Annotated in this window: 21 protein-coding genes; 9 read left to right on the plus strand and 12 right to left on the minus strand. The window is 63.3% G+C overall.

Annotated elements, in window-relative coordinates; all coding sequences use genetic code 11:
• Window positions 1-249: 249 nt before the first annotated feature.
• On the minus strand, window positions 250-1,680 hold the full coding sequence (locus LRA89_RS15325; RefSeq protein WP_230771533.1) for a DUF6880 family protein: 1,431 nt from the start codon (window positions 1,678-1,680) through the stop codon (window positions 250-252).
• A 252-nt stretch (window positions 1,681-1,932) separates the two neighbouring features.
• On the opposite strand from LRA89_RS15325, the gene LRA89_RS15330 reads away from it, so the two are divergent.
• Window positions 1,933-2,124, plus strand: a complete 192-nt coding sequence (locus LRA89_RS15330; protein WP_230771536.1) for a hypothetical protein — start codon at window positions 1,933-1,935, stop codon at window positions 2,122-2,124.
• A gap of 37 nt (window positions 2,125-2,161) precedes the next feature.
• On the opposite strand, the gene LRA89_RS15335 is transcribed toward LRA89_RS15330, so the two are convergent.
• A complete protein-coding gene (locus LRA89_RS15335; RefSeq protein ID WP_230771538.1) occupies window positions 2,162-2,647 on the minus strand; it encodes a hypothetical protein in 486 nt (161 codons plus the stop codon).
• Window positions 2,565-2,837 carry a type II toxin-antitoxin system Phd/YefM family antitoxin gene (locus LRA89_RS15340; protein ID WP_230771540.1) on the minus strand — a complete coding sequence of 91 codons (273 nt, stop codon included), beginning with the start codon at window positions 2,835-2,837 and terminating at the stop codon, window positions 2,565-2,567. Before LRA89_RS15340 ends, LRA89_RS15335 begins: the two co-directional genes overlap by 83 nt.
• A 437-nt stretch (window positions 2,838-3,274) precedes the next feature.
• On the opposite strand from LRA89_RS15340, the gene LRA89_RS15345 reads away from it, so the two are divergent.
• Window positions 3,275-4,354 (plus strand): site-specific integrase, encoded by a 1,080-nt coding sequence (locus LRA89_RS15345; RefSeq protein ID WP_230771542.1) that lies wholly within the window; start codon window positions 3,275-3,277, stop codon window positions 4,352-4,354.
• Window positions 4,355-4,953: 599 nt separating this feature from the next.
• On the plus strand, window positions 4,954-5,937 hold the full coding sequence (locus tag LRA89_RS15350; RefSeq protein WP_230771544.1) for a hypothetical protein: 984 nt from the start codon (window positions 4,954-4,956) through the stop codon (window positions 5,935-5,937).
• A 119-nt stretch (window positions 5,938-6,056) separates the two neighbouring features.
• Here the strand turns inward: LRA89_RS15350 and LRA89_RS15355 are convergent, their stop codons facing one another.
• The 7 genes from LRA89_RS15355 to LRA89_RS15385 all read right to left on the minus strand — a co-directional run bounded on the left by LRA89_RS15355 (window position 6,057) and on the right by LRA89_RS15385 (window position 13,006).
• Window positions 6,057-7,202: an SAVED domain-containing protein gene (locus LRA89_RS15355; protein ID WP_230771546.1), complete on the minus strand. Its 1,146-nt coding sequence runs from the start codon at window positions 7,200-7,202 to the stop codon at window positions 6,057-6,059.
• 33 nt (window positions 7,203-7,235) lie between these two features.
• The gene (locus LRA89_RS15360) at window positions 7,236-7,691 is read right to left on the minus strand and encodes a Mov34/MPN/PAD-1 family protein (RefSeq protein ID WP_230771548.1); all 456 of its coding nucleotides are present in this window, start codon (window positions 7,689-7,691) and stop codon (window positions 7,236-7,238) included.
• Entirely contained in the window at window positions 7,688-9,415 is a 1,728-nt protein-coding gene (locus LRA89_RS15365) for a ThiF family adenylyltransferase (protein ID WP_230771550.1), read from the minus strand. Before LRA89_RS15365 ends, LRA89_RS15360 begins: the two co-directional genes overlap by 4 nt.
• Entirely contained in the window at window positions 9,412-10,629 is a 1,218-nt protein-coding gene (locus tag LRA89_RS15370; RefSeq protein ID WP_230771552.1) for a nucleotidyltransferase domain-containing protein, read from the minus strand. The genes LRA89_RS15365 and LRA89_RS15370 overlap by 4 nt, the downstream gene beginning before the upstream one ends.
• Before the next feature lie 433 nt (window positions 10,630-11,062).
• Complete coding sequence (locus LRA89_RS15375) at window positions 11,063-11,701, minus strand: hypothetical protein (protein WP_230771555.1); 639 nt, start codon at window positions 11,699-11,701, stop codon at window positions 11,063-11,065.
• A 164-nt stretch (window positions 11,702-11,865) separates the two neighbouring features.
• Window positions 11,866-12,243, minus strand: coding sequence for a mCpol domain-containing protein (locus tag LRA89_RS15380; protein WP_230771556.1), 378 nt, complete (start codon window positions 12,241-12,243; stop codon window positions 11,866-11,868).
• Window positions 12,244-12,607: 364 nt separating this feature from the next.
• On the minus strand, window positions 12,608-13,006 hold the full coding sequence (locus LRA89_RS15385) for a VOC family protein (RefSeq protein ID WP_039097455.1): 399 nt from the start codon (window positions 13,004-13,006) through the stop codon (window positions 12,608-12,610).
• 188 nt (window positions 13,007-13,194) lie between these two features.
• Between LRA89_RS15385 and LRA89_RS15390 the strand changes: the two genes are divergently transcribed.
• Entirely contained in the window at window positions 13,195-13,827 is a 633-nt protein-coding gene (locus tag LRA89_RS15390) for a tyrosine-type recombinase/integrase (protein ID WP_230771558.1), read from the plus strand.
• 315 nt (window positions 13,828-14,142) lie between these two features.
• On the opposite strand, the gene LRA89_RS15395 is transcribed toward LRA89_RS15390, so the two are convergent.
• A complete protein-coding gene (locus LRA89_RS15395; protein ID WP_230771560.1) occupies window positions 14,143-15,435 on the minus strand; it encodes a sigma-54-dependent transcriptional regulator in 1,293 nt (430 codons plus the stop codon).
• Window positions 15,432-17,198, minus strand: coding sequence for a sensor histidine kinase (locus LRA89_RS15400; protein WP_230771563.1), 1,767 nt, complete (start codon window positions 17,196-17,198; stop codon window positions 15,432-15,434). Before LRA89_RS15400 ends, LRA89_RS15395 begins: the two co-directional genes overlap by 4 nt.
• A 199-nt stretch (window positions 17,199-17,397) precedes the next feature.
• Here LRA89_RS15400 and LRA89_RS15405 point away from each other — a divergent pair, with 199 nt between their 5' ends.
• The 5 genes from LRA89_RS15405 to LRA89_RS15425 all read left to right on the plus strand — a co-directional run bounded on the left by LRA89_RS15405 (window position 17,398) and on the right by LRA89_RS15425 (window position 23,652).
• Window positions 17,398-18,888: an alginate export family protein gene (locus tag LRA89_RS15405; RefSeq protein ID WP_230771566.1), complete on the plus strand. Its 1,491-nt coding sequence runs from the start codon at window positions 17,398-17,400 to the stop codon at window positions 18,886-18,888.
• A 31-nt stretch (window positions 18,889-18,919) separates the two neighbouring features.
• Complete coding sequence (locus LRA89_RS15410) at window positions 18,920-20,236, plus strand: MFS transporter (protein WP_230771569.1); 1,317 nt, start codon at window positions 18,920-18,922, stop codon at window positions 20,234-20,236.
• A 37-nt stretch (window positions 20,237-20,273) separates the two neighbouring features.
• Window positions 20,274-21,092, plus strand: coding sequence for an alpha/beta fold hydrolase (locus tag LRA89_RS15415; RefSeq protein ID WP_230771571.1), 819 nt, complete (start codon window positions 20,274-20,276; stop codon window positions 21,090-21,092).
• A gap of 133 nt (window positions 21,093-21,225) precedes the next feature.
• On the plus strand, window positions 21,226-22,821 hold the full coding sequence (gene mdlC / locus LRA89_RS15420) for a benzoylformate decarboxylase (RefSeq protein WP_268934931.1): 1,596 nt from the start codon (window positions 21,226-21,228) through the stop codon (window positions 22,819-22,821).
• A 558-nt stretch (window positions 22,822-23,379) separates the two neighbouring features.
• Complete coding sequence (locus LRA89_RS15425; protein ID WP_230771575.1) at window positions 23,380-23,652, plus strand: hypothetical protein; 273 nt, start codon at window positions 23,380-23,382, stop codon at window positions 23,650-23,652.
• Window positions 23,653-23,732 lie beyond the last annotated feature (80 nt).

Genomic DNA, 23,732 nt, shown 5'->3' on the forward strand with positions numbered 1-23,732 from the left:
GGGTAGATGATTACGGGTCAAGACGATGTTTCCGCCACATCGTCCCGGATCGAGGTCACGTAGCCGGCAATTGCCATCACGGCAAAGGTTGAGCGCTTTCCCAAAACGCCATCCTTGCGGGAAAGCGGGCAGGGTCGAGGCTCACCACCTCCCACGCTGACAACATGAATGAACGGCAGAAGGTAGGGAGCCGAAAAGAGACCGCGAATGACCGGATGTAGGTCGACTGTACCGAATGCGGACTCCTGCTCATGCATTCCAGAAGCCGCTTTTGCGACCATGACGGCGCTTGAGGTCAGCTACATAGTCGGGGTGATCAGAATGCCCGGCGAAGTCGTCGATCCGACGGGCGAGGTGTTCACAGGTGCGGAGATGACGGGCAGCATGGCCATAGCGCTTGTGCTTGGCGGCATCGAGCGACAGGTCGATCATCGCGCGCAATACGAGCGTGGCAGCAAGCGGATGGCGCGTCTCCAGCGCGTCGGCGGCCGGGGTGAGGAGGCCGTAGTGATCGCCATTGAGTTGGTCAGCCCGGGTGATGACCATGCGGGCAGCACGGTCGTGCGCTGGCCAGTCGATCATGAAGGCCAGTGCCTGATGAAAACCGGGGTATTCCGAAACGTAGTCGATCGCTCGCGCCTCGGCATCGATGTCATCGAAATCCGGTAGCCGCTTCAGATATGCCCGGAGGTAATCGGCATCGAGACCACGCTCGAACGCCTGCCAGCGTTCGGCTTGGGCGTCATCAGATCGACCGAGGGCATCGAACACGTTGATGTAAGCCCGTTGCCAGCCGGGCCAATAACCGCCGTGGCGATACGTACCCTCCGCCTGCTTCAGCGCGGCTAGTGCTTCATCAACGCGACCGGCTGCCAGCATCCGCTCGGCGATGGCCGCCGCAATCATGGGATTGGTGCGCTCTTCTTCCGAGTGACGCCTCACAAACCCGTCGACGTCGCCGAGTGCGTCGGCGATCTCGATCAGTGCCGAGCGAACCCGACGCTCCTGATGGCTCCGCTCGTGATCGTCTGCATGACTTGGACCGCGCATGCTCAGCCCGATCGCCTGTCGCCCTTCGCCCGCAGCTGCCTTGGCAATGCCGGCTGCCATTTCCTCGAACTTGACCTTGAGCCGGGTCAGTCCGTCAGACCCCAGCGCCGGTGCGGTCGTGCCGATCAGGCCGTCGAACTGGCCATAGTCGTTTGCACAAACCGCCGACAACACGCGGCCGACGAGCACCTCTACGGACTGGCCAGCCCGATCCGCGACATCGCCGAGATCGTCGCGGGCGGTGGCGATGATACCACCGATCAGGCCGTTGCTGTCGTCGCAGCGCTCATAGATCGATGGCGCCATCTCCAGCAGCCGCCACAACAGGTCAAAGGCCTCGCCGGGATTGTTCGGCCCGACATGCGTGACTATCGCCTCGCGCTGCGTCTCGAGATCTTGGCCAAACTCTCTCGCCTTGCGCCAATCCACATACGAGCGCGATCGCGCGATCGAGACGAGCCGCTTGCGGATTTCACCCGCGACATCGCCACCGCTGTGGCTTGCCAGTTCCAGTCGCAGTCGGCGTTTGGCCGCGGCATCGCCTGCGGTCATCTCGAGCAGAAGCGCTGCCAGACGTTCGGAGCCGAGCGCGGCCAGGTTGTTCGCATTAAGGGTCGTCGTGGACGCCATGCCCTGTCGTCACGCGGGAAGTCTGATCCGTCAAGCGCCTGCGCACGCCAGTCCGCGGGGTCACGCATGTTGATGCCACCGTGGACTTTACGGCCGCACAGCGGATTTGCGCATCAGGTCTTGCAAGGCATTGACGATGTCGCGGTAGGAACCGATCGCATACGCGATCAAGATTTTTGTTGTCGTGCAAACCGCCTTGCCTCGCGACAACCTCGCCATGCTACATTGAGCAGGGTACACAAAGGACCCCAAGTGAGCGACGCCCGAGCCAATATCCTGCAACTGGCGCGCGAGATGGCCGAGAGCGGGCTGTATCGCGGCTGGCGATCGATCGAGGGGCGGCTCCGCGCCGACGGCCTGCCGCGCGTTCGCGAGGCGCTGGACGACGACGACGTCAGACGCGAACTCGACCATCGCTGCCAGACGCTGCGGAACCCCCGCTGACATCTGACGACGTCAAGCTTGGCGAACGTCTGTCCCGTCAGTCCCGATCGACCGGGCGCCCGATCCCCACCGCCACGATCGCGTCACGCACGCGCCGGAAGAAGCTCGCCGGCAGATAGCCATAACTGACCGACGGCTCGCGACCGGGAACAGGCCGAATATCGTAGCCGGGCCAGGAAAAGCGGTTCCACTCGGTGATGACGATCCACGACCGATCGCCCGAGAGGCCGAGGTCGCGCCGGACGGCGTCCGGCACTTCGATCGCCAGCTGATCGCGGGCAGGGGGCTTGGTGGTCATCGGCACGACGTGAACCTGATCAATCCCGTCCTTGGTCTGGGTGACCAGGACGACCGCGACCGGCCGGTCTTTTATACCTTCATCACGGCCTTTAACGTACTCGTATTCCCATAGGTAGCTGTAGTTCAGAACCTCGCCGGGTTCAGGAAGCGTTGAGCCTTTTTTCGGCCGCTTCGGAGCCGCGGCCGGGCTCGACGGCGCGGATGGCTTCAAGGGTTTCGTCATCCAGATCCTCCACGCGCCCGGCGACGCGTTCGCGACGGCGCAGGCGCTCGTATTCATCGATAGGAACCATGACGAAGCGCACGCGGCCGTTGCGACTGACCCCGACCGGTCGAATCATCGCCTCATCGGAGTAGCGGCCGAACTGTTTCTGCAGCTCGCCCGACGGGACGACTTCCATGCTCTTCGCCATATGCGGCGCTCCTTCCTCGGGTGCTTGACCTGTTACCATCGCCTGTCCGGGAACCGCTTCTCGCCTGACCACCCGCATGGACCCTCATCGGGTCGCTCGCTTACGTGGCGCGGTTCTCAATACTGCCGGGGCTCTCTTTTGAATCTGTTACTTCCCGAAAGCTCACTTGGAACGATCCCAGCCTGAAAGTCCGGAATACACTGTAGATAGCCAAAACGTATGAAATCGTCAACATCGGTGAAATTCGGAAGAAATAGAAAGTCCGGGTAACATGCAGGGTGTGGAAAAGACGGTCGATCGGGGTTATCCGACAAATCATTCTAGCGATAAACCTCATTCCTGCTAAATAGATAATGGTGCTAATTCGATGAATGGCGTACCAGTCATCGGGAGCAGAACGGGGCCGGTGTGCAGGATTGGTGAAGGGACGGGCGAACGTGTCACAGGACGACGGTAAGGACATAGGCGGTACGCTTGGTCTCGTCGTTACCGATCGGACCAACTCGGTCGGCGCGTACCTGCCGGACCTCGCGCCGGATGATCGCGAACGCGTTGATGATTATGTAGCGCGGGCCTCGGCTGCGGCGACGCTGCGCGCCTATCAATCCGATTGGCGTCTGTTCTGTGGATGGTGCGACGAGCGTGGTTACCAGTCGTTACCGGCGACGCCGGCGATCGTCGCGGCGTTCCTGACGCTGCTCGCGGAACGCGGCTTCGTTCCCCAGACACCACAGCGATCGCGCGGGGGACGGGCAGCCGTCGCAAAGCCGCTTGGTCGCTCGACAATCAGCCGGCGTCTTGCCGCCATCGTGTTCGCGCACCGGGCGGCGGGGATCGATCCGCCGTCCCACCAGCCCGACGCCGCCCGGCTCGACAAGGCGATGCGGGCGATCCGACGTGACAAGCGCGATGATCCGTCCTCAAGGAAGCGTCCTGCGGACGGCGATGTACTGCGAGACATGCTGCGTACAATCGCCGGTGACGATCTGCGTGCTTACCGTAACCGTGCGCTGCTTGCGATTGGGATGGCGGGTGCCTTTCGTCGCTCCGAGCTCGTCGCGATCACCGTGGCCCGCGTGTCGGAGGATGCGCGCGGGTTGCTGGTTCGGGTGCCGACTTCGAAGACCGACCAGGAGGGCAGGGGACACAGCGTCGCTATTCCCGATGGTCGCCGTCTTGAACCCGTCCGGCATTATCGCGCTTGGCTTGATAAGGCGGCGATCGCGCACGGACCGGTGTTCCGCAAGCTCACCCCGCAAGGGCGGCTAACCGAACATCCAATGAGCGCGCAAGGCGTGGCGCTGATCGTAAAGGCCGCCGCACAGGCGGCGGGCTATCCGCCGGCATTGTTCTCCGGGCACTCGCTGCGCGCCGGGTTTTTGACCGAGGCGGGTCGTCAGAACGCTAATCTGTTCAAGATGCGCGAGCATAGCCGTCACGCATCGATCGATATGGTCGCTGAATACGTGCGGGACCATGAACGCTTCCGCGAACATGCCGGCGAGGGGTTCCTGTAGGCATTATATATAGGGGCACTGGAAACAGTGACCCCTTGGCCAAATGCTTTCGGCCTAATTGGCCAGGCTATGATGGCTTGCGGCGTAGGCATTTAAGCCTGCCGAACTCCCGCGTGCTATCTTGGGTATGCGCTGATTCAATGCTGACAATTTTCGGTGTCCGATTGGGGTCCCCATTCTAACGATTGAACACTCGATTATGAGGTCGCTAGACGCCTAACTCTCGTCGTTCATGGCTGCCAAAACGGTTCTAGAAACCTGTCGTGTACTCATCCGCGACATCCACGTCGGGGACGACTGACTATGGGACATTCCTGCCGGTCGGCGCCATGGGTCGGAACGTCAGAATACGCCCGACAGCAGCCGTTCGTGGAGCTGATTGAGCCCTTTCCCCTTGATCTGGATCGGGAGACACTCCGGGGTGGTTCCGTTCGGGCGGGCCTGCTGGAATAGGGCAGCGCCACCGTGCATCGGCCAATTTCCCCTGAAGAGCGTAGGCTACGACGCCCAGCCTGGCCGATGCCGTTAGCGCGCCGCTATGAGGTCGGGTATTGAAGCGAAAGTGCACGAAGCAAGAAGATCCCGAGTAGGCATACCTGATGGAATTGGTCGATCCAGACTTCACGGGACTCTTCGCGCCGTCCGACGAGGGAAAGTATCGCGTCCTCGCCTTCTCCCCCGCTGTCCGACCTACGCCGGGGCGACCAGCGACGCCCGCCATGACATTGAACCAATACCAGAGCTTCGAAGCGGGACGCCTCCTTCTTGGCGGCCTTCTCGAGATTGAGGAGGCCTACGACGTGACCATGGGCAACTATCTCGAACTCGAAGAGACGGTCCTCCGGCTCTCCGCCCTCGAACTTGCCCAGCGCCGGCCCGACGACCATTTCGATACCGCCCGCCGATCCTGCCATCGCGCGCTTGCGAACCTTCTATCCGCCTCTCGCGCGTTCCAGGACCACAGTCAGCGTCTCGCCTCCTCCATCGGCGACAGCAACAGCGATCTGGATGCGATCAAGACGGGCTTCAGCCGCGCCTACGACGGCGCGCTAGGCTATCGCTTCATGAGTGCGCTGCGCAATCACGCACAGCACTATGGCGTGTCGGTCTCCGGCGTCGCGCACATGCGGGCGGCAACCGGATCGAGCCCGGAGAGCGAACGGCACCACGTCACGGTCACGCCCTATCTTCTGCTCTCGGATCTCCGGATGAACGGGAAGTTCAAGACGTCCGTCCTCGACGAGACGGATGCCACGGCTCGAGAGGGACCAAACGGCGAGACCATCATCCCCATCATTCCGATGGCACGAGAATACATCGCGGGTCTATCGTCCGTTATGGCGGCCATTCGCAGGCTCTATGCGGATCGAGAGACGGCGGCGCTGAACATGATCTATTCCGCCTTCTATCACTACAGCGGCTGGTTCACGAAGGGCGCGCCGGTCGGCATGCACGTTGCTTCTGCTTCGGCCCCGGACACGCCGGCAACCTATTTCGGAACCGACGCCCATTTCAAGACGATGAAGCTCCGGGAGGTGAACGTCGAACTGTATCTGCTGACTGAAACGGACATTCGTCAGTAGGCGGGGCCAGCGCATCTCGCCGTAAAACACGACGTCCAGCCATTGGCCCTGAGTTGGCGATACCTATCCGGCACCGAGTTCCGCCGGAGCAAGACTCCGGCTCCCGACAACCACAGGCATCACTTCGCCACCGGCGCCCCGATCGACAGCGTCGGCACGAACCCCTTCTCCCTGTTCTGGTCATAGATGAGCATCTCGAGATCGGCCTTCGGCATCCAGATCCGTCCCGTCTCGACGGCGAGCGACGCTGGCATCACCGGGAAAAGGTGGATCACCTGACCCTCGCCGTGTTGCGCCTTGATCTCGTTGTAGACCTCACGGAGCGTGGTGCGGAAAGCCGACAGATCCTCGGGCTGGCGGACGACGTCGTTGCCGGGCTTGGCGATCGTGATGGTCCAGATCGCGGCATCGTCACCGAGCACCCTGGTGATCCGATCGTCGTTCACTGTCGCACTCACCGCGATCTTCAGCGCGATCCTCCCCGTCGCGTCAGCCTCGGGACGCGACACAAGGAAGTCGAGGACCGGCCGGTCCCGCTGCCAATTCCATGTCGCCGTCGGTTCGCGGTGGCGATTGTGCACGGTTATCGGGACGATTTCGTTCAGCAGGCGGCCTAGCTCGATCAGCAGTGGCTGCGGAGCCAGCGCGAAGACGCTGAGATGGCGGATCTCCTGCCGCTCGATCCGCCCTCCGATTCTGTCCGCGAACAGCCGATCGAGGTTCTTCCGCTGCAATTCCCAGAACTCGAGCTCGTCATCCTTCATCGCCTGGTTGAGCATTTCGAGATCGATCGTCTGGCTGGTGGCCGGATGCCGGTCAGGCGGCATGGCGGCGAAGATCGCCTGGGTCGACACGAGCGCCTCGTGGTTGCCGATGGATGCACCGAAGCGGAGGACGTGCGAGGCGTATTCCTCACTGATGCCCGTGTTCGTGGCGATGCGCGTCTCGTGGGCATCCTTCATTGCGTGGAGCAACTTGACCGGGTGCCCCTCTTCATCGTCGACGTCGATGAGCTTGTGATGCCTTCCACATAGCAACATCAAATTGCTCAGCTCCTTCGCGAGTTTCGGCGAGAGGACCTTGTCGCCCCGGGGACCGTCCTCGCTATCGCCCACAATGTGGGCGATGTAGCCGAACAGCGCGTCCCGCTTCCCGGATATCAGATCTCCGACCAGGTTTTCGTTGCAGCCGCGATACTCGCATCGCCCACCGGCGAGCGCCCACAGGGCGGCAGCAATCTTCTGAGGGGGCTTCGTTTTCGCCATTCTCTTCAACTCTCCGGTAGCAGAGGCGCCGATTCACGCCGATTGCAAAGCGATCTCGGCGGCGTCCGCGCCATGTTCGAACAATGTTGCCGTGCACATCAGGCCACGTCTCGAAGCGCGCACGATCAGCAGCACCGCAAACGGGATGTCGCGCTCGCCGCCGACGAGATTCCGCATCGAGGCCGCATCCTCGCCGCTGGGCACAGGCAGGTGGTTCGGATGCGAATGCCACTCGCCGAGATAGTTGAAGCGGCCATAGTCCGCGCCAGTACGCTCGAAGAACGCCTCGAGCGCCTCCTGATGATGCTCCACTGATCGGACGAAGTGCGCGGCACCGCCGGTGCGGCTATCGACCGAGAAGTCGACGAGGCGGAAGCTGCCCGGCTCGATCTGCTCGGCCATCAGCACGCCGCCGATTTCGCGCCGACCAGCCTCCCTCACCGCCCCGTGGAGGCGCGACCTGAACTCGTGCGGCATCGCCAGCCTCATTCCGCTTCGCCCTTTCCCGTGTCTGGAAAAAGCTGTTTGGCCAGAGCGGCCAGTTCGGCCTCCGCATTATCGTCCTTCTGAGGTCCCCACTCCCCCTCGGGCACAAGGCTGATCGGCCACGTGTCGAACGGCGCCTCGAATATCCACTCCGCCTTCAGACCCACGGCATATGCCGGGTGCGGGAAGGCTGTCTCCTGCCTCGTCAGCGCGTCCAGGGTCATCCGGGTCATGTGGGCGGCGATCACGCTGACGTCGGCATCGTCGGCTATCAGGGGAGGGCTCTCGTCGAGAGCCAGCCCATACTGGACCTCCTCTCCCAGCGGCATCGGCCGCCCCCGATCGTCACACCAGCGCAGCAGCTGCCGACGGGCCGCGTGCGGAGCCGGCTCGATGTCGGGTCGGAGCCTGACGACGAACCCGCCTATCCCGCCGGCGAACACCTCGCCCCAGACTAGCATTTTCTTCTCGCTTCGCGCGACCGACGCGCACAAGTTGAAGATCTGGGGATCGGCCGTTGCGTCGATGATCAGGTCGGAGCCCCCGACATCGACCAGCGCAGAATCCGTCGACAACGAGCTCTCCTGGCCGCCCAGCACCAGTCGCCTGACCGTGACGTTCGCGGACGGTCTAATCTCGCGGATACGCTTGGCGACGGCATCGGGTTTGTTGAGGCCCACGGAGCGCCAGTCCAGATCGTTGCGGACCAGGTTGTCGGGGAAGAGGACGTCGCCGTCGACGAGCACGAACCGGCTCAGCCCAGCCCGGGCGAGCGACGCGGCGATCTTCGAGCCCACCGACCCACAGCCGACAATGCCGACGGATGCGGACGCCAGCCGGTCATACGCGCCCGGCAGCCTGTTGGCGCTCGAGGGAGCCTTCACGGTGGTGTAGGCGAGCATCTCGCGCGGGCCCCGGCCACTGGGAAGCCACATGAGGTGGAAGTCGCCATCGCACTCGACCAGGACGACGGCGTCCTCCTCCGAACCCCTGACGACCTCCAGCAGGCCTTCGTGGCCAATTGTCTCCGCGATCACCTTGACCAGATCATACTCGGTGCGGATGGTCGCCTTCACACCGGCACCCATCCGCACAACGAAGCCCTTGCGCCGGCGAAACAGCGCCACGTTGGGCCCCGCCGACCACAGCGCCGCGTCCTCAGGGCCGAGCCGCCTGGGCACCGCCACCCAGTGGCTGGCAATCGCCTTCTCGGACAGCTCAAGCTCTACCGGCCGGCAGATATCCAGCGACGACACGGCGTCAGCGAAGTCGTCCGTGAGCAGAAACCGCATCCGGAAGCCGCGGATGTCCTGCCCGACGGTGGTCGCGTGCGCGCTCTCCACGCGCGCCGCCACACCCTGCGCCGGCTCCTCGCCCTGCAGCAGCCGATGCGCGCTCTCGATCATCATCGCACCAGTGAAGGCCGGATCCCAGTTGTCCGGGCGATACTCGAGGCACAACTCGCCGCCCGTCCCCCACTGATGGCTGGACAGCCGAATCTCCTCCCGTGGAAACACCTGCGGCGGCATGTCCGGGAAAAAGCGCGGGTAGCTGATCGTAAGCGGGATCAGCCGACCCAGGCGCTCCATCTTAAAGTTAGCGGAGAGGCTGCCGCCCTTCCCGACGGTCCACTCGACGTCCCTGAGCCATTCGTGCTGCTCCTGCAGCGCGTCGATCGCGAAACCCTCGCTGCGCGCACGGCTGGGCTGCGCGATCCACCAGATCACGCAAAGCCCTGCGGCTTGCTGGGAACCCGCGGGACGGACCCGAACGACGGGGTTGACGAAGCCACGGTCGCGGCCGTCGCCGCCGTTGCACTTCGCAGAAGTCCGCTGGATCCACCGCGGAACCGTGTCTCGGCACGCTTCGCGAGCCCGGTTCCCATGTGAGGCGAGAGTGCGTCGGCCATGCTGGAGCCCTGCTCCATCGCCGCGACCTTCGCGTAATCGGCCTGCGCCTGACGCAGCCATGTGTAGAAGGCCCGCTCGCGCTCCGGATGCTCGCCCCATTTGTCGGCGAAGTTCTCCATGGGATCGCTTGGGTTCGCGATGTGGGCGCGATTGTGGCCGTCGCGCAGAATGTGCCGCTCCATTCCCGACAGGATCGAGAGCAATGCGTCGGCGACATCCTCCTGACCCTCGTATGCGTGCGCGGCCAGTGTCGTGATGATGATCGAGATCGGGCAGCAGTTGATCTCGTCCCTCGCGAACATCATGTCCCGATGGCGCTTGAGGATCATGATTGAGTGCTGGAGCGGCGTCCGGACCTTGTAGTCCGGGATCTTCTCGACGCTGGAGTTCATTGACCTCGCGAGGGCGCGCTTGCGCTCGTTGAGGACGACGGCCATCCGGGTCTTGAACCACTCCAGATAGCCCTTCGGGTTTGAGCGCGGCCAATCGTCGGTGATCTGGCGATAGTCCCAGCGCTCGTTGTCGGTGATGGCGATCGCAGTTCCGGCCCAGCGAGCGTCGTAGCGGTTGGCCTGCAGGATCCTGCGCACACTCTCCCCGTTCGGCAGAGCCGGCACGACGTCCATGTGGAACTGCGCGCCATCCGCGTAATTCAGCGTCCAGCACCGACGCCCCTCGTGAAGCGGCTTGTGCATGCTCTGGGCGCGCCGGTAGGACTCCATCTCCACGCGCAGCAGCTCCTTGAGATGCTGCTGGGTCAGCTGCGTCTTACCGAGATACTTTAGCTCGCAGACCGCATCAACGTCGTACTCCTCGTCCTCGTTGAGCGGCTTGATCACCGTGCCGAGGCCGAAGGAGCCCTGCACATAGACCGCTGGACCGAATTCCTTCAGTGTTGACTCCGGCCTATTCAGCCAGCGACCGAGCGAATTGTAGCTCTTCTCGGCCTGTTCGTAGCGCGTGTCGCTGATGTCGAGCTCTTCCGCGAGCGCAGCGAGATAACGCTTGGATGACGCATTAGCTGAAGGCATGGATTAGTCCCCGCTCGAAATCATTTCCCTATTTGTTCCTTTAGGTGTCGCGACGATCGCTTTCAATGTCGGCAGCCGCACTTCTCCAAAGGATTCACAGATAGAGCCCGTTCTGGATGCAGTTTGACAACCGAAGACCGCCGGTCCCGAGCGATGTCGGAGGCGCGGTGTGAATGGCTCCGCTGCCGGCCGGCCCGGAAGTTAAAGGACCCGTAGGAAATTCGATTCTAATCGTTAACGCGACCGGCCGTCGATCGAAAATGTCCGAGGGGCCCCATCGATCCACGCAGGAAACGACTTCGATCGTCACCTGCCTCCCGCACCACATAGAACCGATAGCAACCGAAGCGACCGCGCCTGCGCAACACGGCCGCAAAAAACCCGCGCTGCGCGCTGATCCTGATCGCGGCGGTCCCGCTACTAGCTGGTCCGACTATACGTTGCGAGGAGGAAAGAAGACGAAGCAGAGGCCGGCGAACGTGGCGAACTGAGCGAGGACGTTTACCCACTTTGCCACCTCGCTGTCCAAACCGAAATAAGCGTTTAGCACAACACCGATGATCGCGAGGGCAAACGCGATCAATGAAGCATATCGCAGACGAGGAGCCCGGATCACTACTGCCCGCGAGCAGTCAATCATGATGCGGGTTTCTAGAATGTCAACGTATTCGAAGGCTTTAGAAGGAGCTACCGCAAGTTCATGCAGTAGCATTCTCCATGGCTCCTTGAAGTTGGCTGGGGCCAATAGGTCGAAAGTTCGAATATCTTCGAGACCATCGACAAGCCCGAGTGCGATGAGATCGCCGAGGAACCTCTTCCGACACCCGGTTACGTCGATGACGTGCTGCCCACCCGCTCGTCTCACTCCCTTGAGGAACTGCCTCAGCTCGCCGTAGTGAACCTCTTCGCCATGATAGTTGATGGGTCGTCCGTCGACGGGCTGGTAGAATGCCTTCACCTCGTCGCCAGTCACCGAGCCGTTGTGGCTGCCGAGGGGCACCACCGTTCCGTCCGCCTGCAAATATTCCGCGCGGCGAGCCAACGACTCCATGCTCTGCAAGATCGAAGTCATCGTTCGCCTCGCTAGGCCGGAGGGCGCCCGAGGAAATGCGTCACCGGGAAAACCATAGACGTGAACAAACCTAACCGTGGTCACCGAGGCCGACCGTAAATTGTGCACTACGCTGTTCAGGTAGGTGTCCGCCCGCTCGGAATCGACGAAGACCAGCAGCTGGCTCACAGTTGGCGGACCAAACTTATGGCTCCCCCGCCGGAAGCCTTAGCCATGCGGAGGTGGAGGTACGCCTCCTCGACCGTCGTACCGACGCCGAACGATATTGTGCAGCCGGTTTCATCGGCGAAGTCGCGCGAGAGGACTTCTAGAATATCGACGTCGAAGGTACCAGCAGGTACGGTTAGCAGAAGGTCGTCGCCCCCCGCCATCACTACCTGTGCAGACAGGCGCTGGATCATCCGCTCCGCGATAAGCGCAATAGCTGCGGTGAGCGCGGCGGAGAATGTGCCGAGCTCGACGAGATCACCAGAGAGGAGAGCTCTCTCTACGCGCTGCCTGACCCGATCAGCATCACCAAGAATGTACAGCGTAGATGTCAATCTTGTTCCTAGTGGACGACGATCTCGTCGAGCGGACTATCCCGCATCGGCGCCCAGAAGCAACCGCTTCAAGCGTTCGATGCGCGAGTGAAGGGTGCTCGTAAAACTGCGAAGGCGCTTAGACCCGTTGCGGACATTGGGGACACCCTCTCCCACTATGAACCGCCCCGGTATGCCGGAGGTTACTCGAGGCGGGTTGCAATCGAAAAGGCGGGTTCTGTCAGATCCGGACATTCTCGAAATTGCTGGTGAACGACCGTCTCTGGTCGAGAGCCGCTATCGCGGAAAACGGTGGGAAGCGGACACTCGCGCGATCGCAAAATCCGGGTCCGCTAGGGTAAAAAGCGAACCCGTGTTGGACAGATCATGCAGGAAAATGAATTCCGCATAATTTGTTGCCGTCTGGGTCGCGAAAATAGGCAAGTTCGACTGTTCCCAGCGATGCCGTATTGCGCGGGCCGGGCGGGGCTTCGATCGAGGTGCCGCCGTTGGCGACCGCGGTATCATGAAGCTGCTTCACTTGTTCAGGCGAGTTGCACGAAAAGGCGACGGTGCTGCCGTTGGCGACGCTTGCCGGTTCGTCGTTAATCGGCTGGCTGACGATGAAGTTGGTTCCGTTGCCATTATTATAGATCAGCCGCGTATGGCCGCTGTCGGCGATGTTCCGCGCCCCTTCGCCTGCCCCCAAAGTGGCGAGCACCGTGTCGTAGAAGCGCTTCGACCGTTCAATGTCGTTCGATCCGACCATGGTGTGAAAAAGCATCCGTGCTCTCCTTGGGGCTGATCGACTTCCGATCGCCACTAGCCTTTTAACCTAACCGGCCCATAGGACGCGGTCACCCCCGGGTCGTCGAATGTCCACAATTGGTCGGCATAGGCCCCCGAGCAATACCAGACCGTCATACCCGCAAGCGTTCTTCCGATGGCCGATCTGGCCATTGGAGAACGATCATGGAGATGCCTGAAACCGAGCGCACCGTCACAAAGCGGCAAGTCTGGAATGCCGGAAGAACCGTCGGTGCGAAGCGTGCCCTCAAACCGAAGCAGATTTGGGAGATTCGGTTCTATCTCAATCAGCGTCGACGCCTGCGAGATCGGGCGCTGTTCGATCTGGCGATCGACAGCAAACTTCGAGGCTGCGACTTGGTGCAGATGAGGATCGGCGACCTTGTCAACAGCGGGCAAGTCCGAACGCGAGCGATTGTCATGCAGCAGAAAACAGGCCGACCGGTTCAGTTCGAGCTACTTCCAGATGCTCGCGCCAGCCTGCTGGCTTGGCTGGAGCGGCGGGGCGGCACGGTGGACGACTACGTCTTCCCCAGTCGAGTCGATCGTGATGGGCATCTCAGCACTCGCCAGTACGCCCGGCTTGTCGATGAATGGGTGACAGGGGTCGGTCTGATGCGAAGTGAATACGGTACGCACTCGCTCCGCCGAACAAAGGCATCAATCATCTACAGGGCAACCGGCAATCTGCGAGCTGTCCAGATCCTGCTCGGCCATAGCAAGATCGAGAACACGGTCCGCTATCTCGGCATCGATGTGGAAGACGCACTTGCCCTCGCCGAGAACACCGAGATTTGACCTGTCGGCTCCTCGCTCGGGCGAGGGGCCGCCCTTACGGCGCATGGGACGAAGCCGCCATCACCGAGACTTAGCCGAACGGCGAGTTCGACCGAGAGCAGCCGTTCACGAGCGGCTCGATTGGGATGGTGAAACAAGAATGCCCAGGGCTTCACGAAGCCCGTCGCCGCCGCGAGAACCGGACTGTCGGCCGTTATTTTGCGCGGGGGGCCTGGGCGATCGCGGTAGAAGGCGGTAGCCAGCGAGCATCCGCAGGTTCTGCCAATAGTCTGGAACATCAAACTCCGAACACGACGTATTGGCACCACCGAAACATCAGTCCGAGCGGCGATGTTCGCTTGCGTCCAGTCCGTAACGCTGGAGCCGATCATAAAGGCTGCGTTTTGACATCGACAGTGCTTCGGCTGCGAGAGCGACGTCGCCTGCCGCCTTGTGCAGCGCTTCGGCGATAACCGCCGTTTCGAACCTGGCCACCCGGTCGGCGAGCGGCAGGTTGGTTTCTTCTCCTTCGCCTCCAGGCAGGGCGAGGACGGTCTGAACGGCGAAGTTGCGCAAGGCACGCACATTGCCGCGCCACGGGTCGGTCATCAGCCGGGCTTCGACCGTCGCCGTCAGCGACGGGATGGGGCGACCGAACCGTTCGGCGGCTTCCTGCAGAAAATAGCTGAACAATAGCGGTACATCGGCGCGGCGCTCGCGGAGCGGCGGGATGCGGACGCGGACCGTTTCGAGGCGATAGAGCAGATCCTCACGAAACCGCCCCTCGGCGCAGGCCTGGGTCAGATCGCCTTTGGCCGCCGCGAGGATGCGCAGGTCGACGCTGCGCGGCGATCCGCCACCGATCGGGGGCAGTTCGCGCTCCTCGATCACGCGCAGCAACTTGCCTTGGACCGCGCTCGACATGCTGTCGATTTCGTCAAGGAACAGGGTGCCGCGATTGGCGTCGTCGATCCGCCCGCCCTGCAATCGCCCCCCGAACAATGCCTCGTCGGCGAGCTGATCGGGCAGCGCGGCGCAGTCGATCGCCACGAAGTCGCGTCCGCGACGTTTGCCCCAGCGGTGCAGCAGCCGCGCCACCAATTCCTTGCCGGTGCCGGTTTCGCCCTCGATCAGAACATCGACGTCGACCTGCGCCAGTTGCCGGATCGCATCGCGCAGACTGGCCATGGCAGGCGTCGTGCCGATCAGCGGAAAGTCCTCTTCCGCTGCCGGAAGTGCGGCACGCAGACGCCGATTTTCCAGCACCAGCCGTCGCGTCTCCAGCGCGCGGCGGACGCTGGCGACCAGATGGTCGGTAGCAAAGGGCTTGGCGATGAAGTCGAACGCACCCCGGTCCATGGCGGCAACCGCCATGGGGATGTCGCCATGCCCGGTCATCAACAGAACGGGCAATTCGGGATCGCTGGCGCGGACGGCCTCAAAGACGGCATGACCGTCCATGCCGGGCATCCGGATGTCAGTGACGACGATCCCTGGATAGTCGACGGCGATACCCTTCAGCGCGGTGCGCGGATCGGCGTGGGCGTCCGCCTCGATCCCCGCGATCGCGAAGGTGTCGGCGATCGCCGCGCGCAGTTCGTCATCGTCGTCGATCAGCAGGACCTTCATGCCATCCCCTCTTTTGCCCGCGCTACCGTGACCCGGAAGGCCGCGCCCCCGAGCGGGGACGGTACCACCGATACCGTACCGTCGAATGCCTCGATGATGTCGCGAACGATCCCCAATCCCAATCCCAGCCCTTCGGGCTTGCCGGTGACGAAGGGCTCGAAGATCTGGTCGGCGATGGCCGGGTCGATGCCGGGGCCATTGTCGGCGACGGTCAGGGCGACCCGATCGCCTTCGTCGTCGATGGTCAGCGCGACCCGGGGGGCGTCGCGCCCCGCCACGGCGTCGAGGGCGTTCTGAAGAAGGTTGACCAGCACCTGTTCCAGCCGCACCCGCCCCACGACGACGTCGGGCTGCCCCGGGGATGGCCATTCCAGACCCACGCCCGCGGTGCGGAACCGATCCCCGATCAACAGGCGCGTGCCCGCCATCACCGCATCGAGCGGCACCGGCCCGATCGTGCCGGTCCCGCGCCGCGCGAAGCGACGCATCTCCTGCGTGATCGCGCCGATCTTGCCGGTCAGCCGGATCGCCGTGTCGAGATTGGCGTCGACCCGGTCCAGCCTGCCGCCCGCCAGATGCGCGCGGGCATTCTCCGACAGGGTGCGGATCGTCGCCACCGGCTGGTTGATCTCATGCGCCAGACCGGCGGTGATCGATCCCAGCGACCCCAGCCGACTGGCCTGCGCCAGTTCCTCGCGCGCTTCGCGGAATTGGCGGTCGATCCGCGTGCGCTCGGCGATTTCGTCGCGCAACTCGGCGGTTCGGGTCGTGACGGCGGCCTCCAGCCTGGCGCGCTCGCGTGCGGCATCGGCGGCACGGGTGATGCGCCAGAGCAGAAATGCGGCGATCAGCCCGGCAATCAGCGCCGCGACCAACCCGATCAGCCGGGCCAGATTGGCCGCTTGGCGGAAGGCCGTCGCGACCGGCATGATGTGGACCAGTCGCCAGCCCGGGACCGGCATCGCTTCCGATACCGCCATAGCCCGAACCCGCCCAGGCATGACCGCTGCCCCGTCCGCGGCCACGCTGTAGCGGCTTGGGCGCAGCGCGACCCCGCCGAACTGTGCGGCGCTGGTGATGGCGGCCAGCTCCGTGGAGGGCAGCGCACGCGTCGTGCGGAACCGTTCGACCGGATCGGTGGCGAACAGGACGATGCCGCGCCCGTCCGTCACCAGCGTCTGGCCAGGGTCGGTACGCCAGATGCGGACCAGCTTGTCGAATTCGACCTTCACGACAATAACACCCGCCGGGTTGGCGGCGGGACCGATACGACGGGCGAGAAACAGGCCGGGACGCCCGCTGACATTGCCGACGGCGTAATATTCTGCCGCGCCCCGCTGCATCGCACCCACGAAATAGGGACGGAACCGGTAGTTGCGGCCGACGAAACTTTCCGCCGTTCCGGCATTGGAGGCGGACACCGTCTCACCCGCCCGGTCGATCAGATAGATGACCGGCGCGCCGGTACGCTCCGCGAGCAGACGCAGCTTGCCATCCATGCGCCGCCTAGCGGCGGGATCGCCATGCCGTAGCGCTTCACCAAGGTCGTTATACTCCCCCAGCACCAGCGGCAGCAGCCGGAACTGCGCCAGGTCACTTGCAAACAGGCGAACCTGTTGCAGCGCAATGCGCCCTGCTCCCTCACGAAGATCGTCACGTGCTGTATTGCCGAGCCAAACGGATGCGACGAGCCAGGTCAGCAGGCCGATGAAGACGGTCGAGAGTCCGGCCAGAAGCAGAGGAAAGAGACGACGACCGATCATTTTTGCAGGATGCTGCAAATTAGCGGTTGGTGTCATGCGGAAATTTGCACGGAATAGCTGTGGCATGACTCCAAGACGCGATCTTATGCCTATGTTATAATTGCATTTTATAGTTATCTTGGCCACTGATTTACGTGAAATCCGCATAAGCCCATCTTGATCTCGCACCGAAATAATCGGGCGGGGAGAGGACGGGATGATGGCTTTTCAGGATCGAAACGGCAGACGGCTGACCCTGTGGCTGGTCGCGGCAACACTGTCGACGCCGGCCATGGGACAGAGTGCTTCCAAGAAGGCACCTGCTACACCGATCGCCAGCAGCACGCCGTCCTATCCGATCGCCGCGAATGGTGAGGGCACCGTGCAGGGTTCCTACAATCTGTCCCGCTGGGCCGAGGACTGGCGCGCGATGCGCAATCCCGCCAAGCGCGACGACCCGCTCGACGCGCTGAAGTTCATTCCGCTCGACCGGGCCGGCGACAGCTATCTGACGCTGTCGGGCGAGTTGCGCCTGCGCGTGCAGGAAACCACCAATCCCAATCTGCGCGAGGTCGATGCGCAGCGGCAGGAACGGCTGCGCATCTTCGCCGGCGCCGACCTGCATCTGGGCCAGCATTTTCGTGCTTACGGCGAAATCGCCCATGCGGGGCTGGGCGGCGTCAACCTCGGCACGCCCAATCCCAACCTCAAGAACGACCTGATGCTGCAACAAGCCTTTGGCGAGGTGATGGGCGAGATCGGCGACGCCACCGTCGGTGTGCGGGCCGGGCGGCAGGAGTTCACCGACGGCCCCAATCTGTTGACCTCGTCGCGCGACGACAACAGCCTGCGCTTCGTGCTGGACGGCGTGCGCGGCTATGCGCGGGGCAAGCGGGTGCGCGTCGACCTGTTCGACTATCGCTACATCCGCTACGGCTATGAAGGGCTGAGCGACGACCGGACCGATGGCGCGCGCCGGTTCAGCGGCATGACCTTCGGCTATGCGCTGCCCACGACCTTTCTTGGCAAGTCCAAACTCTATTTCGATCCCTTCATCTGGCGGCTGCGCAATCGGGCCGCCGTCTGGGGCGGTCGGTCGGAGCTGGAGGAGCGGACCTTTTATGGCCTGCACCTTTACGGCGATGCCGGTCCGGTGATGCTCGACTGGACGCTGAACCATCAGGCCGGTCGTTATGACGGGCGGCCGATCGCCGCCTGGCAGGCGTTCTTCGCCCAGACCTATCGCCTGGGCAAAGCCGCGACGGCGCCGCGCGCTGGCGTGCATGTCGACTATGCCTCGGGCGGTGGCAGTTATGACGGCGGCACGCTTCGCACCGCCAGCGGCCTGTTCGGCAACAACATCTATTACAGCTACCAGCTGTTTCTGACACCGACGAACCTAGCGGTCATTGCCCCCAACCTGACCGTACAGCCGACGAGGAAGCTGCGCGTCACCGGCGAATATGGCCTTGCTTGGCGGCCGAGCGAAACCGACGCCGTCTATCGCGCCTCGGGCGCGGCCTTTGCGCGCACGCAGAACGTGGCCGGTCACCGGGTCGCGGATGTCGCCCGCCTCCAGGCGGTCTGGAGCGCGACCGCCCGGCTGACCGTCACCGCCCGCTACGAGCATCTGGTGGCAAAGGAGGCGCTGACTCGCGCCGGCTACGCCAACTCCGACTTTCTGGCCCTGTGGGGCAGTTTCCGTTTTTGAGATGACAATGAACCATAATGGGAGAGACGACATGGCGACGACACCCATGGCCCGCTTGGCACCCGATACGGGACCCAGCACCAACACCCGGCTGAAATCGATCATCGGCGGATCGACGGGCAATCTGGTCGAATGGTTCGACTGGTACGTCTATGCGGCCTTCACCCTGTATTTCGCGCCGCACTTCTTCCCGAGCGGCGACCAGACCGCGCAGTTGCTGAGCGCGGCGGCGGTGTTCGCGGTCGGGTTCGTCATGCGGCCGATCGGTGCATGGGTCATGGGCGTCTATTCCGACCGCCACGGACGCAAAGCGGGCCTTACCGTATCGGTGACGCTGATGTGCGTCGGTTCGCTCATCATCGCCTGCACGCCGGGCTATGCCACGATCGGCGTGGCCGCCCCCGCGCTGCTGGTGCTGGCCCGCCTGATGCAGGGCCTGTCGGTCGGCGGTGAGTATGGCGCGAGTGCCACCTATCTGTCCGAAATGGCGGGCAAGGACCGGCGCGGTTTCTTCTCGTCGTTCCAGTATGTCACGCTGATCTCGGGCCAGCTGCTCGCCATCCTGCTGCTGCTGCTGCTTCAGAACGTGATGAGCAAGCCCGACCTCGAGGCATGGGGCTGGCGGATTCCGTTCGTGATCGGTGCGATGCTCGCCGTCATCGTGTTTCGTCTGCGTCGCGGCCTTGCCGAGACCGAAAGCTTCAAGAACGTCAAGAAGAGCGACGCGCCCAAGTCGGGGTTCCTGACCCTGCTGCGCCACCACCCGAAGGAAACCGCGCTGGTCATGCTGCTGACCGCCGGCGGCACGCTCGCCTTCTACGCCTATTCGATCTACATGCAGAAGTTCCTGGTCAACACCTCCGGCTTCACCAAGGAAGCGGCGACCCAGATCAACGCGGTCACCCTGTTCGTCTTCATGCTGCTGCAACCACTGGCCGGTGCGCTGAGCGACAGGATCGGGCGCAAGCCGCTGATGATCGCCTTCGGCATCGCCGGCGTGCTGTTCACCTACCCGATCTTCTCCGCGCTTCAGCATACGCAGGACATGTTCACGGCGGGTCTGCTCGTGATGGCCGCGCTCATCATCGTGACGGGCTACACGTCGATCAACGCGGTGGTGAAGGCGGAAATGTTCCCGGCCCATATCCGCGCCCTCGGTGTCGCGCTGCCCTATGCGCTGGCCAACACCATCTTCGGCGGCACTGCCGAGTTCGTCGCGCTGAAGTTCAAGGCCGCCGGTTGGGAGCAGGGCTTCTACTGGTACGTCACCGCCATGATCGGCATCTCGCTGATCGTCTATCTGCGGATGCGCGACACTCGCAAGGACAGCCTGATCGCCGAGGATTGATCCACAACGACCGCCGTTTCGAGAAGGAACAACGATCATGCAGACCATGTTGAATCCTCGGGACGGCGGCACATCGGCCCGGCATGTCGAGGCTGGACCTTTCCCGGCCGCCGAACTGCCGCGCGCTGCTGACGGAGGGGCACGGGCACCGCACGGCCTGGAACCCGTCGTCTTCCTGCCCGGGCTCCTATGCGATCAGTCGCTGTGGCGCAGCCAGATCGACACGCTGGCGGATTGTTGCGCGCCCTTCGTTGCGGACCTGACGCTGGATGACAGCATCGCGGCGATGGCGGCCCGGACCCTGGCCGCCGCGCCGCCCAGCTTCTCGCTCGTCGCCTTGTCCATGGGCGGCTATGTCGCGCTGGAAATCATGCGGCAGGCCCCCGGGCGCGTCCGCCGCCTTGCGCTGATCGATAGCAGCGCACGCGCCGACACGCCGGAGCGGACCCAGGAACGCCTGAAGGGCATCCAGTCCCTCGAACGCGGCACGTTCCTCGGCGTATCGCGCCCGTTGCTCCGCAACCTCGTCGATCGCAGCCATTGGGACGACAAGGTCGCCAGATCCATGCAGGCCATGGCCCGCCGGGTCGGAAAGACCGCCTTCCTGCGTCAACAACGCGCGATCATGGACCGCCCTGACAGCCGCAGCTGCCTCGGCGACATCGCGGTGCCCACTCTGATCGTCGTTGGCCGGCACGATCAGATCACGCCCGTCGATCATGCGCGGGAGCTGCATGACGCCATCGAGGGGTCAGTTTTCCATGTCGTCGAGCAGTGCGGCCACATGGCGGCATTGGAAGAACCCGACCATGTCAACCAGCTCCTGAGGGAATGGCTGGTCCCGAGACTGTCCTGACCGACCTCTGCAGCCCGCTTAGGTATTATCGTCATCATGGTTGCCATACGCCCAATGACCGCACCTCTCGGAACATTACGGACATTGCCACACAAGGCGACGCCCCGGCCACGAAACCACATGGAGCCATATTATGGTTAGTGTGCGTGAGACTTTCATCGATTTGATGCGTGACCTGGAATTGACGACCGTATTCGGCAATCCGGGCTCGACCGAGGAAAACTTCCTCGAGCATTTTCCCAGCGACTTCCGCTACGTGCTGGCGTTGCAGGAAGCATCCGTCCTGTCGATCGCCGATGGCTATGCGCAGGCGACACGCAAGCCCGCCTTCGTAAACGTCCATACCGCGCCGGGGCTCGGCAATGCGATGGGCAATCTCGTCACCGCGTCGATGAACAAGACGCCGCTGATCGTCACCGCCGGGCAGCAGACGCGCGAGATGCTGTTGATGGAGCCGTGGTTGAGCAACGTCGACGCCGCCTCCTTCCCGCGTCCGCATGTCAAATGGTCGTATGAACCGGTCCGGCCGCAGGACGTCCCCGCCGCGCTGATGCGGGCCTATGCCGCTGCCATCCAGCCACCGCAGGGGCCGGTGTTCCTGTCCCTGCCGCTGGACGACTGGGCCAGGGAGGCACTCCCCAAGCCGCCCGTCCGCACCCTGGCGACGCGCGTCGCGCCCGATCCCGACCGGCTCACCGAGCTGGCGAAGGCGCTCGACGCGGCGCGCAGTCCGGCCCTGTTGATGGGGTCAGATATCGACCGTGCGGGGGCATGGGACCTGGCGGTCGCGTTGGCGGAGCGCACTGGTGCCACGGTCTTTGCTCCGCCCGGATCCGAGCGTACGAGCTTTCCCGAGGATCACCCCCAGTTCGCCGGCGCCTTGCCCTTTGCGATCGCACCGCTGGCGGAGAAGCTGCGCGGGCACGACCTCGTCGTCGTGATCGGCGCGCCGGTATTCCGCTATTACCCCTACGTCCCTGGGGACTATCTGCCCCAGGGAACGCGACTGGTGCAGATCACCAACGATCCTGCGGAAGCGGCACGCGCGCCGGTGGGCGACGCGCTGGTGTCCGACGCAGGTCTGGCGCTACTCCAGCTGCTCGACCAGGTGACGGCTGGCAAACGGACCGCGCCGCGTCACGATCATGTCGCTCCGGTGCCCTCGCCATCGTCGCCGATGACCGCCGAGGATCTATTCGCCAGCGTGGCGAAGGTGCGGCCCGACGACATGGTGATCGTCGAAGAGAGTCCGTCGAACCTCCCCATGTTGCACCGGCACCTGCCAATACGCCGTCCGCACAGCTTCTTCACGATGGCTTCGGGCGGCCTGGGCTTTGGACTCCCGGCATCGATCGGCGTCGCGCTGGGCGAGGAGGCGACCGGCCGCCGTCGCCCCGTCCTGTCGGTGATCGGCGACGGATCGTTCCATTATTCGATCCAGTCGCTCGCGACCGCCGCGCGCGAAAAGGCGCGGCTGACCATCCTCGTGCCCCGCAACGAGGAATATGCGATCCTGAAGGCGTTCGCTAAGCAGCAGCATACCCCCGGCGTGCCCGGGTTGGACCTGCCCCCGTTCGACGTCGAGCAACTCGCGACGGGCTACGGCTGCCGGTTCGAACGCGGGACCACGCCCGATGACGTCGCTGATCTGGTACGGGCGTCCTTCGACCATGACGGGCCGACCGTCATCGAAGTGCCGATCGACAAGACCGTCCCGGCGCTGTTGTGATCGGAACGCAATACTGGGCAGGGTCAGCGAGGCAGCCGAGGCTTCTTGATTGGGAACGGCCTGCGAGACGGCCGGGGTATTCTCGTTGGGAACCTCCAACGGGACGGGACGAGCGCAGCAGTCCTTCCTAAGCCTATAGGCCGCAGTTTTCTTAAATTTTGTTCCCGATTGCTCTTTCCCGAAACTGTTCCCAAGAGATGGTGAAATGGCACTGCCAAATGGTGTGCCCCAGAAGCCAGTGTCTGGGCGGAGGGACGTGCGACGAACGGCTTGCTACCAAGCGATGCTGGTCGCTTGGTTGAGAACCTGCGACTGACCGCTTTCGGCTGAAGCAGCCATTTGGATATTGCTTCGCGAACGACTTAGATTGGTCGCGAGCTGCCGGCCAGTTGGTGCCGCTTGATCGACAGCTATCCGAGTTCGCTTTTCTGAATTTACCGGAAGGTATTCGGCTAGATCTCTCCATTCGTGACCCCCGATCCCCGGTATGTGCCTTATGGGTATTGGCGAAATGGGCAGGGCAGGCGGGTTCGTCGTCCGACCAACGATATCCTTCACGTGGGCAAGTGGACATCGGTAGTTCTGGCGTGCGCCCATCTGCATCACGATCCGAGCGACAGTCGCTTCGAAAAGCTGGCTGCGCTTTGCCAACGATGCCACATGATCCATGATGCGCCTGAGCATCGCCGTCGCCGATGGATGAATGCGCATTACCGCCGTGCGCTGGGCGATCTGTTCCACGGCCCCTATCCCGAACGAGGCGCCGACTGGATCACGCCGACGCCGGCAAGCATGCTGGATGATCCCCGGATGCTCTACATGCGGCCCTGAACCAGACGTTCCGTTTCCGGGAAAGCCGAACGATCTTGCGGCCATGTTCGTACGATTAGTTCAAAAAGCTGCCTCTAGAT

The sequence above is a fragment of the Sphingomonas sp. Leaf4 genome (assembly GCF_920939515.1).
In the GTDB taxonomy this organism is placed as follows: domain Bacteria; phylum Pseudomonadota; class Alphaproteobacteria; order Sphingomonadales; family Sphingomonadaceae; genus Sphingomonas.

What these genes read in the sequence shown, in the direction of transcription:
- LRA89_RS15325 (WP_230771533.1), bottom strand. Translation starts at nt 1,680, where the DNA reads ATGGCGTCCACGACGACCCTTAATGCGAACAACCTGGCCGCGCTCGGC.
- LRA89_RS15335 (WP_230771538.1), bottom strand. Translation starts at nt 2,647, where the DNA reads ATGACGAAACCCTTGAAGCCATCCGCGCCGTCGAGCCCGGCCGCGGCT.
- LRA89_RS15340 (WP_230771540.1), bottom strand. Translation starts at nt 2,837, where the DNA reads ATGGCGAAGAGCATGGAAGTCGTCCCGTCGGGCGAGCTGCAGAAACAG.
- LRA89_RS15350 (WP_230771544.1), top strand. Translation starts at nt 4,954, where the DNA reads ATGGAATTGGTCGATCCAGACTTCACGGGACTCTTCGCGCCGTCCGAC.
- LRA89_RS15355 (WP_230771546.1), bottom strand. Translation starts at nt 7,202, where the DNA reads ATGGCGAAAACGAAGCCCCCTCAGAAGATTGCTGCCGCCCTGTGGGCG.
- LRA89_RS15360 (WP_230771548.1), bottom strand. Translation starts at nt 7,691, where the DNA reads ATGAGGCTGGCGATGCCGCACGAGTTCAGGTCGCGCCTCCACGGGGCG.
- LRA89_RS15370 (WP_230771552.1), bottom strand. Translation starts at nt 10,629, where the DNA reads ATGCCTTCAGCTAATGCGTCATCCAAGCGTTATCTCGCTGCGCTCGCG.
- LRA89_RS15375 (WP_230771555.1), bottom strand. Translation starts at nt 11,701, where the DNA reads ATGACTTCGATCTTGCAGAGCATGGAGTCGTTGGCTCGCCGCGCGGAA.
- LRA89_RS15385 (WP_039097455.1), bottom strand. Translation starts at nt 13,006, where the DNA reads ATGCTTTTTCACACCATGGTCGGATCGAACGACATTGAACGGTCGAAG.
- LRA89_RS15390 (WP_230771558.1), top strand. Translation starts at nt 13,195, where the DNA reads ATGGAGATGCCTGAAACCGAGCGCACCGTCACAAAGCGGCAAGTCTGG.
- LRA89_RS15395 (WP_230771560.1), bottom strand. Translation starts at nt 15,435, where the DNA reads ATGAAGGTCCTGCTGATCGACGACGATGACGAACTGCGCGCGGCGATC.
- LRA89_RS15400 (WP_230771563.1), bottom strand. Translation starts at nt 17,198, where the DNA reads ATGATCGGTCGTCGTCTCTTTCCTCTGCTTCTGGCCGGACTCTCGACC.
- LRA89_RS15405 (WP_230771566.1), top strand. Translation starts at nt 17,398, where the DNA reads ATGGCTTTTCAGGATCGAAACGGCAGACGGCTGACCCTGTGGCTGGTC.
- LRA89_RS15410 (WP_230771569.1), top strand. Translation starts at nt 18,920, where the DNA reads ATGGCGACGACACCCATGGCCCGCTTGGCACCCGATACGGGACCCAGC.
- LRA89_RS15415 (WP_230771571.1), top strand. Translation starts at nt 20,274, where the DNA reads ATGCAGACCATGTTGAATCCTCGGGACGGCGGCACATCGGCCCGGCAT.
- mdlC (WP_268934931.1), top strand. Translation starts at nt 21,226, where the DNA reads ATGGTTAGTGTGCGTGAGACTTTCATCGATTTGATGCGTGACCTGGAA.